The organism is Paraburkholderia sp. RL17-381-BIF-C (assembly GCF_046026435.1).
GTDB lineage: Bacteria > Pseudomonadota > Gammaproteobacteria > Burkholderiales > Burkholderiaceae > Paraburkholderia.
In genome coordinates this window covers 81,772-96,899 of the sequence record NZ_JARESX010000009.1, presented here as the reverse complement: position 1 = coordinate 96,899, position 15,128 = coordinate 81,772, and the positions used below count along the sequence as shown (strand labels likewise).

The 15,128-nt window shown below is 62.8% G+C and carries 18 protein-coding genes; 6 read left to right on the top strand and 12 right to left on the bottom strand.

Annotated features, from left to right (window positions below; translation table 11 throughout):
- Positions 1 to 4: 4 nt before the first annotated feature.
- The 3 genes from P0D70_RS08790 to P0D70_RS08780 form a co-directional block, all read right to left on the bottom strand.
- Positions 5 to 1,153: a CmpA/NrtA family ABC transporter substrate-binding protein gene (locus tag P0D70_RS08790; protein WP_408184133.1), complete on the bottom strand. Its 1,149-nt coding sequence runs from the start codon at positions 1,151 to 1,153 to the stop codon at positions 5 to 7.
- A gap of 10 nt (positions 1,154 to 1,163) precedes the next feature.
- Positions 1,164 to 1,739 carry an ANTAR domain-containing response regulator gene (locus P0D70_RS08785; RefSeq protein ID WP_408184132.1) on the bottom strand — a complete coding sequence of 192 codons (576 nt, stop codon included), beginning with the start codon at positions 1,737 to 1,739 and terminating at the stop codon, positions 1,164 to 1,166.
- 175 nt (positions 1,740 to 1,914) lie between these two features.
- Complete coding sequence (locus P0D70_RS08780; protein WP_408184173.1) at positions 1,915 to 3,093, bottom strand: cyanate transporter; 1,179 nt, start codon at positions 3,091 to 3,093, stop codon at positions 1,915 to 1,917.
- A 323-nt stretch (positions 3,094 to 3,416) separates the two neighbouring features.
- On the opposite strand from P0D70_RS08780, the gene P0D70_RS08775 reads away from it, so the two are divergent.
- Positions 3,417 to 4,160: a GntR family transcriptional regulator gene (locus tag P0D70_RS08775; RefSeq protein ID WP_408184131.1), complete on the top strand. Its 744-nt coding sequence runs from the start codon at positions 3,417 to 3,419 to the stop codon at positions 4,158 to 4,160.
- 224 nt (positions 4,161 to 4,384) lie between these two features.
- Here the strand turns inward: P0D70_RS08775 and infA are convergent, their stop codons facing one another.
- From infA to P0D70_RS08760, 3 genes are all read right to left on the bottom strand, one after another.
- The gene (gene infA / locus P0D70_RS08770) at positions 4,385 to 4,657 is read right to left on the bottom strand and encodes a translation initiation factor IF-1 (RefSeq protein WP_012427521.1); all 273 of its coding nucleotides are present in this window, start codon (positions 4,655 to 4,657) and stop codon (positions 4,385 to 4,387) included.
- 131 nt (positions 4,658 to 4,788) lie between these two features.
- Positions 4,789 to 5,070: a hypothetical protein gene (locus tag P0D70_RS08765; protein WP_091807736.1), complete on the bottom strand. Its 282-nt coding sequence runs from the start codon at positions 5,068 to 5,070 to the stop codon at positions 4,789 to 4,791.
- A gap of 598 nt (positions 5,071 to 5,668) precedes the next feature.
- Positions 5,669 to 5,887, bottom strand: coding sequence for a hypothetical protein (locus tag P0D70_RS08760; RefSeq protein ID WP_091807738.1), 219 nt, complete (start codon positions 5,885 to 5,887; stop codon positions 5,669 to 5,671).
- 210 nt (positions 5,888 to 6,097) lie between these two features.
- Here P0D70_RS08760 and P0D70_RS08755 point away from each other — a divergent pair, with 210 nt between their 5' ends.
- The 4 genes from P0D70_RS08755 (at position 6,098) to P0D70_RS08740 (ending at position 8,677) form a co-directional block, all read left to right on the top strand.
- Positions 6,098 to 6,742 carry a helix-turn-helix transcriptional regulator gene (locus tag P0D70_RS08755; RefSeq protein WP_091807740.1) on the top strand — a complete coding sequence of 215 codons (645 nt, stop codon included), beginning with the start codon at positions 6,098 to 6,100 and terminating at the stop codon, positions 6,740 to 6,742.
- A gap of 57 nt (positions 6,743 to 6,799) precedes the next feature.
- Positions 6,800 to 7,000 carry a DUF1653 domain-containing protein gene (locus P0D70_RS08750; RefSeq protein ID WP_091807742.1) on the top strand — a complete coding sequence of 67 codons (201 nt, stop codon included), beginning with the start codon at positions 6,800 to 6,802 and terminating at the stop codon, positions 6,998 to 7,000.
- A gap of 18 nt (positions 7,001 to 7,018) precedes the next feature.
- Positions 7,019 to 7,213 carry a YqaE/Pmp3 family membrane protein gene (locus P0D70_RS08745; protein WP_012427516.1) on the top strand — a complete coding sequence of 65 codons (195 nt, stop codon included), beginning with the start codon at positions 7,019 to 7,021 and terminating at the stop codon, positions 7,211 to 7,213.
- A 324-nt stretch (positions 7,214 to 7,537) separates the two neighbouring features.
- The gene (locus tag P0D70_RS08740; RefSeq protein ID WP_408184130.1) at positions 7,538 to 8,677 is read left to right on the top strand and encodes an acyltransferase family protein; all 1,140 of its coding nucleotides are present in this window, start codon (positions 7,538 to 7,540) and stop codon (positions 8,675 to 8,677) included.
- Positions 8,678 to 8,721: 44 nt separating this feature from the next.
- On the opposite strand, the gene P0D70_RS08735 is transcribed toward P0D70_RS08740, so the two are convergent.
- Together P0D70_RS08735 and P0D70_RS08730 are read right to left on the bottom strand one after the other, a co-directional pair.
- Positions 8,722 to 9,021, bottom strand: a complete 300-nt coding sequence (locus tag P0D70_RS08735; protein WP_408184129.1) for a 2Fe-2S iron-sulfur cluster-binding protein — start codon at positions 9,019 to 9,021, stop codon at positions 8,722 to 8,724.
- A gap of 46 nt (positions 9,022 to 9,067) precedes the next feature.
- Complete coding sequence (locus tag P0D70_RS08730) at positions 9,068 to 11,056, bottom strand: sigma-54-dependent Fis family transcriptional regulator (protein WP_408184128.1); 1,989 nt, start codon at positions 11,054 to 11,056, stop codon at positions 9,068 to 9,070.
- Positions 11,057 to 11,457: 401 nt separating this feature from the next.
- Here P0D70_RS08730 and P0D70_RS08725 point away from each other — a divergent pair, with 401 nt between their 5' ends.
- A complete protein-coding gene (locus P0D70_RS08725) occupies positions 11,458 to 11,748 on the top strand; it encodes a DUF1488 family protein (RefSeq protein ID WP_091807746.1) in 291 nt (96 codons plus the stop codon).
- A 215-nt stretch (positions 11,749 to 11,963) separates the two neighbouring features.
- Here the strand turns inward: P0D70_RS08725 and P0D70_RS08720 are convergent, their stop codons facing one another.
- The 4 genes from P0D70_RS08720 to P0D70_RS08705 all read right to left on the bottom strand — a co-directional run bounded on the left by P0D70_RS08720 (position 11,964) and on the right by P0D70_RS08705 (position 15,113).
- A complete protein-coding gene (locus P0D70_RS08720; protein ID WP_408184127.1) occupies positions 11,964 to 12,494 on the bottom strand; it encodes a cytochrome b in 531 nt (176 codons plus the stop codon).
- Between the two features lie 125 nt (positions 12,495 to 12,619).
- Entirely contained in the window at positions 12,620 to 13,921 is a 1,302-nt protein-coding gene (locus P0D70_RS08715) for an NCS2 family permease (RefSeq protein ID WP_091807750.1), read from the bottom strand.
- Positions 13,922 to 14,062: 141 nt separating this feature from the next.
- The gene (locus P0D70_RS08710) at positions 14,063 to 14,560 is read right to left on the bottom strand and encodes a YaiI/YqxD family protein (protein ID WP_091807752.1); all 498 of its coding nucleotides are present in this window, start codon (positions 14,558 to 14,560) and stop codon (positions 14,063 to 14,065) included.
- 292 nt (positions 14,561 to 14,852) lie between these two features.
- Complete coding sequence (locus tag P0D70_RS08705) at positions 14,853 to 15,113, bottom strand: DUF4148 domain-containing protein (protein ID WP_408184126.1); 261 nt, start codon at positions 15,111 to 15,113, stop codon at positions 14,853 to 14,855.
- Between the last annotated feature and the right edge of the window lie 15 nt (positions 15,114 to 15,128).

The window sequence follows — 15,128 nt, the reverse complement described above, 5'->3', positions numbered from 1 at the left end:
GAATTCAGCGGCGAATCGGAAAGCGCCGCGCATAACCCGTGGGAGAGGTGCCGCTGCTCCACGTTTCGCCGTCGATCAATACCTGTGACGCGCTTTCTTCCGGCACCGCGACGTTTACGCCCGCTGCCGCTTCGCGATACAACTGCGTCTGGTTGATTCGCGCGGCGATGTCCGCATAATCCGCGCGCGCGTCGATCATGCCCCAGCGCTCGAACTGCGTGAGAAACCACGCGCCTTCGAACGCTCGCGGATAATTCACCGCGCCGTTGTCGAAGAAGCGCACGGGCAGGCCGCCCGGCGCGGAAGCCGCGATCTCGTTGCCGAGGCGCGCCGCGATCAACGAGGCATCAATGCCAACGTACTCGGGCCGCGCAAGCCAGCGCGCGATGTCCTCGCGATGTCCCGCGCCGTCGAGCCAGCGGCACGCTTCGAGCATGGTCTGCACGAGCGCGCGCGCGGCATGCGGATTCGCGCTGACAAAATCGCGCCGGCACGCCAGCACCTTCTCGGGATGATCGGGCCACACGTCGCTCGTATAAGCGATCGTTCTGCCGACGCCTTGCGCTTCGGCCTGCATATTCCACGGTTCACCAACGCACAGTCCGTCGAGCTTGTCTTCGGCGAGCGCCGCGACCATTTGCGGCGGAGGAATCACCACGCTCTCGATATCGCGCAACGGATCCACGCCTTGCGACGCGAGCCAGTAGTACAGCCACATCGCATGCGTGCCGGTGGGGAATGTCTGGGCGAAGACCGGCTTGCGGCCGAGCGTGGCGAGTGCCTTGGGCAGCGTGCCGTGTTCGGCGAGCGCATCGGCGAGACGGTTCGACAGCGTGATAGCCTGGCCGTTGCGGTTGAGCACCATCAGCACGGCCATGTCCGTTTGCGGTCCGCCGAGACCCAGTTGCACGCCGTACACGAGTCCGTAGAGCGCGTGGGCCGCATCCAGATCGCCCGACAGTAGTTTGTCACGCACGGCGGCCCACGACGGCTGACGCGACAGCTCCAGCGTCAGGCCGTGCGCGTGGCCGAATTCGAGCAGCTTGGCGGCGACGAGCGGCGCGGCGTCCGAGAGCGCCACGAAGCCGAGCCGCAGATGAGTCTTCTCGAGCGGCCCGGATGGGTTGGTTGCAGTGGTAATGGGAGAGTTCATGGACGGCGCTTCATTTGAGCGAGTCGGCCGACGCGATGATGGCGCGCGCGACTTCGGCGAGTTTGACGCCCTGGTTCATCGCGCGTTTGCGCAGGTTGGCGTAGGCGGCGTGTTCGGTGATCTTCTGTTGATCCATCAGGAGCCGTTTGGCGCGATCGATCAGCTTGCGCTCGGCAAGTTCGCTTTCGACTTGCGCGAGGCGCTCGCGCAATTGCGATTCCTGCGCAAAACGCGCGAGCGCGACTTCGAGGATGGGCGCAAGACGCTCGGTCGCAAGACCTTCGACGAGATAGGCCGTGACGCCCGCGCCGACGGCGTCGCGGATCAATTGCTGGTTGGCGTCGTGGCTGAACATCAGCACCGGACGCGGCGCGGTGGCGTTCATGACCGCAAGCTGTTCGAGCGTGTCGCGCGACGGCGATTCCGTATCGATGATGATGACATCGGGCCGCTCGCTCTGCACCACGCGATGCAGTGCTTGCGGCGTGGCGGTGCCCGCCAGCATCTCGTAGCCGAGTCGGGCAAGGGCGTCGCGAAGGTCGCCGATGGGCTTATCGGTGTCGGTTACGAGGAGAACGCGCAGCATGGAGTGGGGTTTTATCGACGGCTGACCAGAAGTAAAGCAATGGCTATGCCAGTCGATGCGCCCAAGTGTGAAACTCGTGCAGTCACGCACTTGGCGATTGCGTGGGCGCCCGTCGCTGCACCTGCGCGGGGCACGTCACGCCGATGCACCGAAGCGGCGCACGCCGCTCAGTTCATCAGCGCCATTGGCTGTAACTGCGGGGCGCAAACACCAAACTCAGCGCCATCATGGCGACGACGCAGCCGGCGAGCATGATCCACGCGGCACTGAAGCTTCCGCTCCAGCCTCGCACGAGACCGGCCACAACCGGCGCGACGGCGGCCACGATGAAGCCCACGCCCTGGGTGAATGCGACGAGCTGGCCGGCCACGCGATGGTCGGCTGAATGATCCATGGCGGTGACGAGCGTCAGCGAAAAGACCCCGCCCAGGCCCGCGCCTGCTACGCCGGCCCACAGCAAGGGCGCGGCATCGGGCCAGACAATCAAGCCAAGCAGTCCGAACAGTTGCGCCGCGAGACCGAGCATCAGCCATGGCCGGCGATCCCGGAACGACGCCGCGGCAAGCGGCAACAGCAGTGCCGCGCTCGCCTGAAACACCGTCATGCCGGCCAGCAGCGATCCGCTCGCCGCCACGCTCACGCCGCGCTGCTGATAAAACGCCGGCAACCACGCGACGAGACTCGTATAGCCGCCGTTCACAATCCCGAAGTAGAGCCCGAGGGTCCACGCGCGCCGCGTACGCCAAAGTGAAAGTGTGTCGGTTTGTGCCGAAGCAGCCGCTGCGGCGCCGCTGCCGGAAGACCGGCGGTTCAATGCCCACCAGCAGGCGAGCGCCGCACAGGCAGGAATCGCCCATGCCGCGAGCCCTGCCTGCCATGACTGCATCGCGTGGCTCACCCAAGGGCTCAAACTCGCGCCCAACCCGCCGCCGCCCATGATGGACGCGGAGAACACACCCATTGCGAGCGGCACGCGCGCATGAAAGCGCTGCTTCATCACGGCGGGCAGCAGCGCCTGAATTGCGGCGACCCCGGCACCTGCCAGCAACGCGGTGGCGAGCAGCGCCGCGCCGCTCGACGCCGTCCACCGCGCCGCGCATGCCAGCGCGATAGCCAGCAAGCCGAGCGCGACACCCCGTGTTTCGCCGAGCGTGCGGGCCAGCGCGCCCGCCCCGAATGCGCCGATCCCCATTGCGACGACCGGCAGGCTGGTCAGCAGCGACGCTCCGTAGAAGCTGAGGCCGGTTGCGTCGCGGATCGTCGTCATCAAAGGGCTGATCGAGGTCAGCAACGGCCGCAGATTGATGCCGATCGCGACGATCGCACCGAGCCACACGATGTCCCGCCACGTCAGCGCTACAGTGGCGTGGTGAGCGGAAGCGCGGGTCGAACTGGCTTGGGGCTGCGAATTCACAATGGTCCTGGTGGCGAGAGAGGGGCGGCGCGCCGTCTGCTGGCGCGGTGGCGAAGCGGCGAGGTGGGCGTCGTTGGCGAAACCGGTGAGCAGCAGCAGTGTGAAAACCCACGCGCGGCTTATTTTGGTCAACCATAATAACAAAAAATGGTTAACCATTTTTATGATGTCCGGTATAGCGAGCAGCATAAGCGGATGGCGCCGGCTGCCCGCCGCCGCTAGAATGCCTGGGCGTTTCCGCTCCATTTCCGGTCACTGAAGCCATGCCACCACGTCCCCGGCGCTCGTCGTCTGCTGATACAGACGCGTCCGTTCAACCCGCACGCGACGACGATTCGTCCAGCGTCGAAGAGCGTATCTATGCGTCGATTACCGCGGCGTTGCTGCAGGGACGCCTGCGACCGGGCGCGCAACTGGTCGAGCGGGATCTGGCCGCCGCCTTCGGCTGCACGCGCGGCGCGCTGCGCAAGGTGCTGGCGCGGCTAGGCTTCGAAGGCAAGCTCGTGCTGGAGGCGAATCGCGGTGCGTTTGTGCCGTCGCCGTCCGAGGAGGACATTCGCCAGGTGTATCGCGCGCGGCAGATCGTCGAGGCGGGCATCGTCGCCGCGTTGTGCGGGGCATTGAGCGCGCAGCACAAGCGGAGCTTGCGCGCGCACGTTCGCAGCGAAGAGAAGGCGCTACGCGCCGGGGCGCTCGAAGACTCCGTGCGTCTTGCCGGCCAGTTTCACGTGTTGCTGACGGAGTTAGCCGGCGGCGCGGAACTGCTCGGACTGGTCGGGCAACTGGTCGCCAAAACCGAGCTGTATAAAGCGCTGTTCGACCCGTCGAAGGGTTCCACCTGCTCCGCGGACGAACACACGCAAATCATCGACGCGCTCGAATCGGGCAACCTCGCCGCGGCATTGGCGGCAATGCGGGAGCATCTGACTGAACTGGAGGAGCGGGTGGTCGAGCAGGTGCGCAAAAGCGCCGCCGGAGAGGATCTCGGGACGGTGTTCGGCCTTTGAGCGCGTGTGGAGGGAAGCGGGGAAGGCGGTGAAACGCCCGCCGGCAGCAGAAAGCGCCAGGCGATGAGGGAATTTCAGGTTGCAACAAGGCGACGCCGCAGCGCGCCGCTCAGGCTCGAATCAACGAGTCAAGCCGGAGAAGGCGCGCGAATGGCTTCGCGTACAACTCAATCGCAATGGATCACGCCGGGACCGCGCAAAGCGCGCTCAGCGTGCCGCCGGCCTTAACGGCGACGGAATTGCGTGTTGCGAGCACCGCCGCCACCGGTGGCGCGCTCGTCTTTATGACGGAAATTGATCCGGCCTTTGGTCAGATCGTAGACGGACAGCTCAAGCGTCACGCGGTCGCCCGCGAGAATACGGATGTGGTTCTTGCGCATGCGTCCGGACGCGTAAGCGCCAACCACGACGCCGTTGTCGAGCGTCACGCGGTAACGACTGTCCGGAAGTACTTCGTCGACGATACCGTCAAGTTCAAGCAGTTCTTCTTTCGCCATGCATAACTCCTGGTCGATGGGATAAGGGGTGTTGGTCGCCCACGCCGGGCAGCACAACATCAGATTGGGGCGATAGCGGGTTTTTCGAGCCCGCTGTCCTGCGGCATCAGCCTATATGCTGATAGTACCGCTCAAAGATCGGCGACGGACTGGCCGTCTACACGGCCGTCGATCAGTTGCTCGGCATGCGCCATGCACGCAATGCGTGCCTTGCCCGTGCCGTCGAACGGAAACAGGTACTGCAGACGGAACACACGGCCGTCGGCGGCCGCACTGGCGCCCACGCGGCAGATGCGCACCGACGCGTCGTAACCGGCGTCCGGATTGCGGCTCGTCTGACCGTCCGCCGGGCGGCGCGGATAGACGAGCGGGTGAATTTCGTAACCCTTGTACGTCTTGACTGCTGAATTCATGAAGCTTGTGTCCTGTATTACGTGGCCGGCGTGTCACGCGTGTTACGCGCGGCAAGACCGGCCGGGCAGCGCAGCACCTTGAGGCGCGCCGCCATGGAAAAAGTTTGGCACAGGCCCGATGACAAGGGCTTGAGCGCGGCCGCGCAAAATCGCGGATTCGATGGAGAAGAAACACGCTGATGTCGCACGGACATCGGGCGCGTGAATGAACCCTCAGCTGCACAGCTCGCGACGGCGAATGCATGCGACGCATTGCCGGAGTGACGGGACCGCCAGCAGGCGGCGGTCGAACAGTCGGGGGTGGTGCGGAGATGCCGGTTTGAGCCTGCCCGGTATTGCCTGAGGTTCAACCCGCGATGATGCTGCGATTTTGCCAGGAAACGCCGGAACTACGAATGCGGAATACAGCTATTCCAATATGATGCACTAAATGGGGCTAATTGGATAGCAAAAAGTTCCACGCAGGGGTGAACCGCCCAGCCGGCGGGGCCTCGCGCGCGACGCGGCGCTCGCGCACGGCGTGCCTCGCCATGAGCGGCACGCCGGGTGAAGGGTTGCGCCGTCGTGGCGCGCGCTGAACGATCAACAGGGTCTTGCTTCAGCGGGATGTTTCGGCGACGCGCTTCTGCAGCTCGCGCGTTGCCGCGAGCGGAATGCGGGCGTCATCCCAGCCGGCCAGCCATTCGACTTCCTTCGACGTGAAAATTTGCCCGTGATTGCGCAGCGTGTATTGCAGCGAATCGATGATGTGATTGCGGATGATCTCCGGCGTGCCTTCGTCATCGAGCACGGCGCGAAACGCTTCGAGCGTGGCCATCTGTTGCTCCGTGAAATAGATACGCCTTTTATCGCACGAAAAAAAATCGCTCGCCAAGCGGACAAAATTCGCCGTGCGCGAAAGGGCGGCGTCGAGAGGCCGGCGCCCGCGCCCGTTTTTTGAGGGCGTGATCGCCGCCGCGGTCGCCGCGGCGCGGCGGGGTGGCTACAATGGCGAGTTGCCGCATCCCTTGAACACCGCGATTCCCCAATGCGCAACCCAAACGTGTCTCCTGTGAAAGACCTGCTGCTCGAGCGCTACGCTCCCATTGCCGACGGCATCGCGGCGCTGTTCTATCCGTGCGCCGAAGTGGTGATTCACGACCTGCGCGACCAGACCATCGCGTACCTCGTGAACAACCTGTCGAAGCTCGAGGTGGGCGGGCCGTCGGTGCTGGACGAAGTCCATTACGCGGCGCGCGGCCAGACGATCGGGCCGTATGAAAAGCTCAACTGGGACGGCCGGCGCATGCGTTGCGTGAGCAACATCCTGTTCGACGACGACGGCAAACCGGCCGGCATGCTGTGCATCAACTTCAATATCGCGGTGTTCGAAGATGTGCGTTCCACACTCGATCTGTTCATCAAGGGCGGCAACCTGAGCGACGCGCCCGCGGAAGAACTGTTCCGCGACGACTGGCAGGACCGCATCAACACGTACCTGCATACGTGGCTGCGCGAACGGCAGATCGGCATCAATGCGCTCACGCGCGAACACAAGCGGGAAATCGTCGAGGCGCTGCACGCACAAGGCGCGTTTCGCGGCCGCAGTTCCGCGAACTACGTGGCCGCCGTGCTGACGATGGGGCGCGCCACCGTCTACAAGATTCTGAAGCAGATGAAAGAGGGCGGCTGACGGTTCGACCGTTGCCGTGCGAAAGCGCTGCGTTTTTTCAATTCAGGGAGGATGCGAATGGTGCGTTACCGGCACTACAAAGGCGGGATTTACGAACTGGTTTGCGAGGCCACGCTCGAGTCGGATCCGACCGTCACGATGATCGTGTACAAAGCCGCCAATGGTACGATCTGGACGCGTCCGGCTTCGGTATTTTTCGAACTGATCGACGTGGACGGCGCCAAAGTGGCGCGCTTCGCGCCGATCGATCAGGCATAACCAACAACAGGAATCTGAATGCGTCTACTGCTTGCCATCATTCTGCCGTGGTTTCAGTTTTTCACGATCGGCCGTCCGTTCGCGGGCATTATCTGCCTGATCCTGCAGATTACGCTGATCGGCTGGATTCCGGCCGCGATCTGGTCGGTGTATGCGCTGAGCCAGTACAACACCGATAAGAAAATTGCCCGGGCGATGGGCAGCGGGCGTTAAGGCTTGCGAGGAGCGGCATGAGTGTGTTTCCGAGCCACACATGCGCCGCCCTTCAAATAGGCTAAAGCACGCCCGACACGCGCGTTTAGCCCTCGTGCGGAGCGTTTTTGCCGCGCGCAAATGTGTGATGCTCACGGACGATATTTCAGCAACAGGCGCGCCGGCAGTGATCGGACTCCTCCATGGATTGCAGGTGGCAGGTAGCGGCAAAGCATTCGTTTCGACCGCATGGAAGAATGCAGAACGTTTCCATATCTGACGGATCTTCGATTCTTTCGGGCCTGGTAACTACTGGTAAGATGTTTGCCTACCCTTGGCAAGCAAATGAAACGACTTCCCGTTCTAAACGGGCTGCGCGGAATCGCGATCATTGCAGTGGTATTTCACCACTCATTTTCGGTTTTCTTTAACGCGGCTGGATCCGTCACCCTAACTCCGTCGACCGTGCTCGGATCCAGTGGATGGCTAGGAGTGAACCTCTTTTTCTTTCTCTCCGGCTTCGTTTTGTATCTTCCGTACGCAACCGGCCAACGGTCGTTCAACGGACTTCGATCGCTGTTCGGCTTTTACGGCCATAGAGCGCGGCGGTTGTTACCGCTGTATTACACGGCGTCGTTGTTTCTCCTCCTCTTCACAACGCACTATCAGCTTGACGATTCCTCGCTGTATCGGGCACTGGTTCAGTATGCATTGGCGACATTTATATTCAGCAGGGAGACTTTTTTTCCGTCAATCAATTGGGTACTTTGGTCGCTCGGTGTCGAACTATGGTTTTCGCTGTTGTTTCCCGCTGTTGTGATCGCGATCGACCGCTTCGGCTGGCGCAAGATACTCGTGATCGTCATGATTGCGGCACTCGCCGTTCGTTTTGCAGGTCAGATCGTGGTCCCAACGAATCCGCGGCGGGTTCTGAACTTCATATCGGATTCGCTGTTTGGCCGGCTTGATGAATTTATTCTCGGCATGTTGGGCGCATGGGTATTCTCACGGCGCCTGATGCTTTGGCGGCCGACAGTCCAGTTCCTGTGTGGCGTGTCGCTTCTCGTATCGTCGGCAGTACTTTGGTCGCTGTGGTATCGCGGCACATTCGTGGAACCGCTTGCCGCGTTCTTCAACATACCGTTCGACGCCGGCTTGCTGTTGACCGTCAATGCATTGCTCGTTGGCTGCAAACCGGCCGCGCGCCTGGTGAGCATTTGGCCTTTGCAAATGTCTGGGCTGATGTGCTACAGCATCTATCTATGGCACGCACCCATTATTTCTCATTTCCGGGCTTCCGCTTACTCGATCTTCACCTACGCTGCGTACGTGGGTATTACCTATCTGATCGCGTGGATTTCATACCGATATATTGAATTTGGCTCGGTATCGGACTATCGCGAGTTGCTGCCAAAACCCGCAGATGGCGGTGACGATCAGACACCGCTTCAAGATCGTCACCCACGCTCCATCACTAATAGTTGAAGAACGTGAGATTCTGCATATGCATGGAATTGGCGCTTTTGTGCTCAGGCTTCTGATGCGTCCGGCACCTCGATAACAAGATCGGTCTCGGCAATTGCCACACACGGCAGAATAAAACCCTCCGCCTTTTCTTCCCGGCTCAGTCCGGGCCATTCGATCGTGTACGAGACTGTTCCGCTGACCAGACGGCAGATACACGTACGGCATGTCCCATTCCTGCACGAGCGCGGCAAACGCAGATTTGCAAAGCTTGCGGCTTCGAGAATCGTGAGCGAATCGGGCGCTTCGAAGCTTTGACCAATTGGCTCGACGCGAACCAGAGGCGGGCGGATAGAGTCGGACATCGTGTGAGTCTGTGACGGATTGCGCCACACTTTACACGTTGCCGTCTCAATGCGTCGTGCCGCCGCGCCGCAAATACCGGTACACCGTATTGCGCGCCAGCCCCAACTCGCGCGCCGCCGCCGACACATTGCCGTCCAGCCGCTCGAGCGTTTGCGCAATCAACGCAGCCTGCCACGCTTCCATCTTGCCGGACGCCGGCTGCCCCGGAGTTTGCGCCGCGGCAACGGCTTCGTCGTCCGAACTTGACCCTGCAAGCGTTACCGGTGCTTGCACGCTTTGCTCTGCCGTAGCGTCGACGCAATCCTGCAAGAAGTCCTCGGGCAAATCGTCGAGTTCGATCTGTTGCGCGCCTTCGGCCATGATGCTCGCGGTGCGCAACACGTTGGCCAGTTGCCGCAGATTGCCCGGCCAGCGGCATTGCGCAAACCGGTCGAGCACCTCGGCTGAGACGCGGCGCGGCAGGCGTTCGCCATCGGGCTGCAAGGCCAGCATGCGCGTGACGAGCGCGTGAAGATCGGTACGCTCGCGTAGTGCGGGCAAAGTCACCACGAGTCCGTTGATCCGGTAATACAGATCTTCGCGGAAGGTGCCGGCTTCGATCATCGCGCGCAGGTTGCGGTGGGTCGCGCAGACGATGCGCAGATCCACCGGAATCGCCCGTGTTCCGCCGAGCGGCACGACGGTGCGCTCCTGCAGCACGCGCATCAGACGCACTTGCTGGGCGAGCGGCATGTCGCCGATTTCGTCGAGGAATAGCGTGCCGCCATCGGCTTGCACGATCTTGCCGACGCTGCCGCGTTTTTTTGCGCCGGTGAACGCGCCGTCTTCGTAACCGAACAACTCCGCTTCGATCAGGGTCTCAGGCAAAGACGCGCAATTCAGTGCGATGAACGGCGCGGCCCGGCGCGGCGAATCGTGATGGATGGCGCGCGCGAGCCACTCCTTGCCGGTGCCGGTCTTGCCGAGCACGAGAATCGGAATATCGCGGCCACGCAGTTTGGCGACGCGCCGCAGGATCGCGGCGACTTGCGCGTCGCCGGTGTCGAGCGTTTCAAGCGTGGCGAGTGGTGCGGGATCCACCGTGCGCGGCGCATGACGCGCTCCGCCGGCGAGCGGCGCGCGCGACCTATCGAGGTCTTCCGACTGTGCGACATAGCGAGGCGTTGCGTATTCGCCGCGCGCCACCACGCGCACGCCGCTCGGCAGCGTCAGCAGAATGGTCTCGCCGGGTGCGCGCGTAATCTGCTGCAACAGCCGCGCGAACGCGATTCCGAACAGCGCGTCGAAGGGTTGCCGTTGAAGCTCGGCCAGCGGCTGCCCGAATTGAAACAGCGCACTGCGGTTGGCCGACAGAAACGTGCCTTCCGGCGTGAACGCCGCGAGCCCCTCGAACAACGTGCCGATGAATTCCGCGCGCGCGTGAAAGTGAACGCGGATCGCGTCGACAAATTGATTGGAGAACAGATGATTTTCGATCATCTGCGCCGACATCCTGACGAGCGCAAGCGTGTGCTTGTGAAAGCCGCGCGTGTCGCCGCTCACGTCGAGCGCGCCGATCGTGCGCCCGAACGGATCGGCAATCGGTGCGCACGAGCAGGTGAGAATGCGGTTGGCGTGCAGGAAGTGTTCTCCCGCATGCACGACAGTGGGCTGTCCGTCGACTAGTGCGGTGCCGATCGCATTGGTGCCGCGATCCGCCTCGGCCCACGAGACGCCCGGACACAGCGCGACGCGATTGGCTTTTTCGACGAAGTCGCTATCGCCGAGGCTGTGAAGGATCACGCCATGATTGTCGGTGAGCAGCACCATGCTTTGCGTATCGACAATCTGCGCATGCAACGTTTCCATGACGGGAAGCGCATGCGTATAAAGCGATTGATTGCGATCGACGAGCTCACGCAACGCGGGCCGGCGCAGCGGATGAAAGTCCGGCGTTTCGGACGCGCGCAGCCCGAGTTCGAGCGAGCGGGCGTGCGCCTGCGCGATGACATCAGGCCGGCCCACGGCGGGCGGCGTGGCAGAACGTTGGGTCAAGGCATGTCTCCGGTGAAACGGACACGGCGGGTACGTTGCCCTCCGCTCGATGCCGCAGCGCAACATCTGCGCAGACGGTCGAACACCGATCTTACAGGACGAAACGCGCAGCGCGCGGCAGGGAAAAAACGGAGGCGGCGCACACGTCTCGCCTCAAAAAAACGCGGAGGGCACCAAAATCAGGCAAACCAAAAGGAAAACTTGCGCCGCGCCCGAACTCGTCTAAAGTGAATCAAATCACCTCCGCGGGCCGCGAACTACAGCGTCGCCGCCGCGAGGTGACGAGCCCGCGTCGTCAGCATTGGACAAGGAGGTTGGCGCTAGAGACGCGACCAGTTGCAACCGGCGTGCGCATTACCCGGCTAGACCATGCGCAGCACCTACCTTCCAGGTGAACTCCCATGCAGATCCTTTTCCCGAAAGAAACCCCTGAATATTCAGGTCGCGAACTCACCTTGGCTTTCCCCGCGATGGTCGATGGGCAGAGGGTGGAATGCATGATCACGGCTGAGGCACTGGAAGACCACTTCGGCGCCGCCTCGCCGCGCCTGGAAGACATGGTCGGCGCATTCGACACGCATCGCGCCCGGATCGAAGCCGCCACGCGGCGTTTGCTCTCGGAAACGAGGGCGCAATGTCTCGTGCTCAGAAGCGGCTATGTGCGCTTCTACGAGGCCAACTGGCGCAATTGATCGAGGGCGTTTCCGGCTGACGTTAGGGCCAACGCCGGAAGCAGATCGAAAGCCGCGCAAGAATCAGAAGGTGTGGAAACCCGCGCGGCATTAATCGATCATTCAAAATCGCCTGCACGCCATGCGTGCCGCCGGTATCGGCACGAAACTCGCAAAGCACGAAACACGCAAAGCTCAGAACGCGCCCACGTTGTAGCGCGAGTGGCTGAGTGCGCTTAAATCATTCGCCGCAGCGTGCGATCCTTGAACACCACGTGATGCCCGAGCGCCGCCAATGTGTGCAGGCCGATCACCCAATAAAATGCATTGCCGAGCCATTCATGCGCGGTTTTGAGCAATGGCCGCGCGACAGGATCGGCGCCGACCAGCGTGTAATTGATATTGAGCCACGCGAGCGTGACAGGATGTCCGCCGGTGTTGATCATCAGAATGCCGAGCAACGGCTGCGCGAAGAAAAAAACGTATAGCGCGAGATGCGTGGCGCGCGCGAGGAATGCGAGCACGCTGTTGCTATCCACTTCGGCGGGCGCGCCGGCCCACAAGCGCCACAGCAAACGCAGAGCGGCGAGCCCCAGCACGAGCGTGCCGCACCAGAAATGCACGCTACTCCAGAACGCGCGACTGTCGCTGCCCTTGGGTCCGCGAATCTCGATTGCCAGGTAGGCCAGCGCGATCAGCAGAAACATAACCCAGTGAAAGAAAATGGCGGGCGGCGTGTAGCGCTCCGAGGTGCGGCTGTAAGACATGAAGGGGGGCTCCCGAGACCTGGTCGATCGTTTTTATGAATCATCAGATGATAAACGGTGCCTGACCGGAATGGCACCATCAATAAAATCGTGATCGATCCAGGCGAGAGCGTGCGGCGCGGAGCTTACTCGCTGCCGAGATAGAAATAGCGGAACAGGAAAATGGCCGCGATGATCCACACCACCAGCTTCACCTTGCGCGCCTGGCCGGTGAGCAGTTTCAGGCCCGCATACGAGATGAAGCCGAACGCGACGCCATTGGCAATCGAATAGGTGAACGGCATCAGAAGCGCGGTGAGCGCGGCCGGCACCACCTCGGTGGCGTCGTCCCACGGCAGGTCGAGCATTTCGCGCAGCATCAGGCACGACACGTAGAGCAGCGCCGGCGCCGTCGCGTAGCCGGGCACCACGCCCGCCAGCGGCGCGAAAAAGAGCGCTGCAAGGAACAGCACGGCCACGGTGATGGCGGTCACGCCCGTGCGTCCGCCTGCCTGCACACCCGAGGCGCTTTCGATGTACGCGGTGGTCGACGAGGTGCCCAGCATCGAGCCTGCCAGAATCGCCGTGCTGTCGGCGAGCAGCGCGCGGTTGAGCCGGTGCATCTTGCCTTCCACCAGCAACCCGGCGCGATTGGCAACGCCCATCAGCGTGCCGGTCGCGTCGAACAATTCGACGAGGAAAAACACGAGGATCACGTTCAGCACGCCGCCCGACAGCGCGCCGCGAATGTCGAGCTGGAACAGCGTCGGCGCGATGGACGGCGGCGCCGAGACGATGCCGTGAAACTGGTTGCCGCCAAAGAAAAAGCTCAGCACCGTCACGCCGACAATGCCGATCAGGATCGCGCCACGCACCCGCAGGTGGTCCAGCGTGACGATCGCGAAGAAGCCGATCACCGCGAGAATCACGTGCGGATTGTGCAGGTCGCCGAGCGTCACGAGGGTGGCCGGATTGCCGACCACCACGCCGGCCGACTTCAATGAAATGATCGCGAGAAAGAGGCCGATACCGCCGGTAATGGCAATGCGTATCGAATGCGGAATGCCGTTGACGATCACTTCGCGCACGCGGAACAGCGTGACGATCATGAACAGGCAGCCGGAGATGAACACCGCGCCGAGCGCGGCCTGCCAGGTGAAGCCCATGCCCTTGACGACGGTGTACGCGAAGTACGCGTTCAGGCCCATGCCCGGCGCGAGCGCGATCGGATAGTTCGCGTACAGACCCATGATCAGCGAGGCGAGCGCCGCCACGATGCAGGTCGCGACGAACACCGAGTCCTTCGGCATGCCGGCGTCGCCGAGAATCGCCGGATTCACGAAGATGATGTAGGCCATCGTGAGGAAGGTGGTCAGGCCAGCGAGCACTTCGGTGCGCAGGTTGGTGCCGGCGGCTTCGAAGCCGAAGTAGCGTTTTATGGAGTCCATGAGGCGGGTCTCTCGTCGTTCAGAAAGCTTTTTTGTGGTTGGAGCGGTGCTTGCGCGGCGTCGCCGCCGGCGTTACGGGCGGATTGTAGTCAGGATTGGCGGCGGCGTGCCGCTTTGTGTGGGCGAGCCGCCGCGTAAAGCTCATGCGATGGGCGGTTCGCCGGGAGACTGTGGCGCCGGCGCATCAGACTGCGGCCGTTGCCGTGCCAGCCAGCGGTCCAGCTCACCCGCGAAGCTTTTGCTGTCGCGCGCGCTGAAGGCGGCCGGGCCGCCGGTATCGACGCCGCTGCTGCGCAACTGGTCGAGCATGGAGCGCATGCGCAGCCGTTCTTCGATCGTGCCGGGCGTGTACCAGTTGCCGCGCGGATCGAGCGCCTGAGCGTTCTTGGCCAGCACGGCGGCGGCGAGCGGGATGTCGGCGGTGATCACGAGGTCGCCCGCGGCGACTCGTTCGGCGATCAGATCGTCGGCGGCGTCGAAACCGGCCGGCACCTGGATTGCGCGGATCAGCGGCGAGGGCGGCACGCGCAGAAACGAATTGGCGACCAGCGTCAGCGTCATGCCGGTGCGGCGCGCGGCACGGTAGAGCATGTCCTTGATCACGACCGGACAGGCGTCGGCGTCAACCCAGATTGGCATGGTTCGGATTCCGGCAGCGGGGTTGTCGAAGGGGCGAGATGATACCTTGCCAGCGCAAAGGGCGGCGCGGCAAGTGAATTTGCGAGGCGGGGAACGGGGGCGAGGCGTTGACGCGTTGAAGCGTTGAAGCGTCGAAGCGTCGAAACGGTAAAGCGGTAAAGCGGTAAAGCGGTAAAGCGGTAAAGCGGTAAAGCACCACAGAACGCAGCAAATCGGGAATGCATGCGGAGCCAACCTCGCCCACGACCATTGCAGTCGCAGGCGGCGCCGCATGCCGCGCGGTGGCTCGCGCTTACTGTGTCATCGTCGCGCCGGACTGCTGGGCCCGCCGCGCCGCGACGATGCGGCCCGCGCGTTGAGCATTCTGCGGATAGTCGATCCAGTCGAGCGGATCGTAGCCGGCGGCACGCCAGTCGGCCAGATCGGCCCGCACTTCGGCGCGCGTTTTCGGCGCCGACGGGTCGTAAGGCCGCGCCGAAGTCTGCGCAAACGCGGTGCTCATGCTCACGGCAGCCAACAGCGCGCCGAGTCCAACAGTAGAAACGATTTTCATGACGAGCTCCTATGG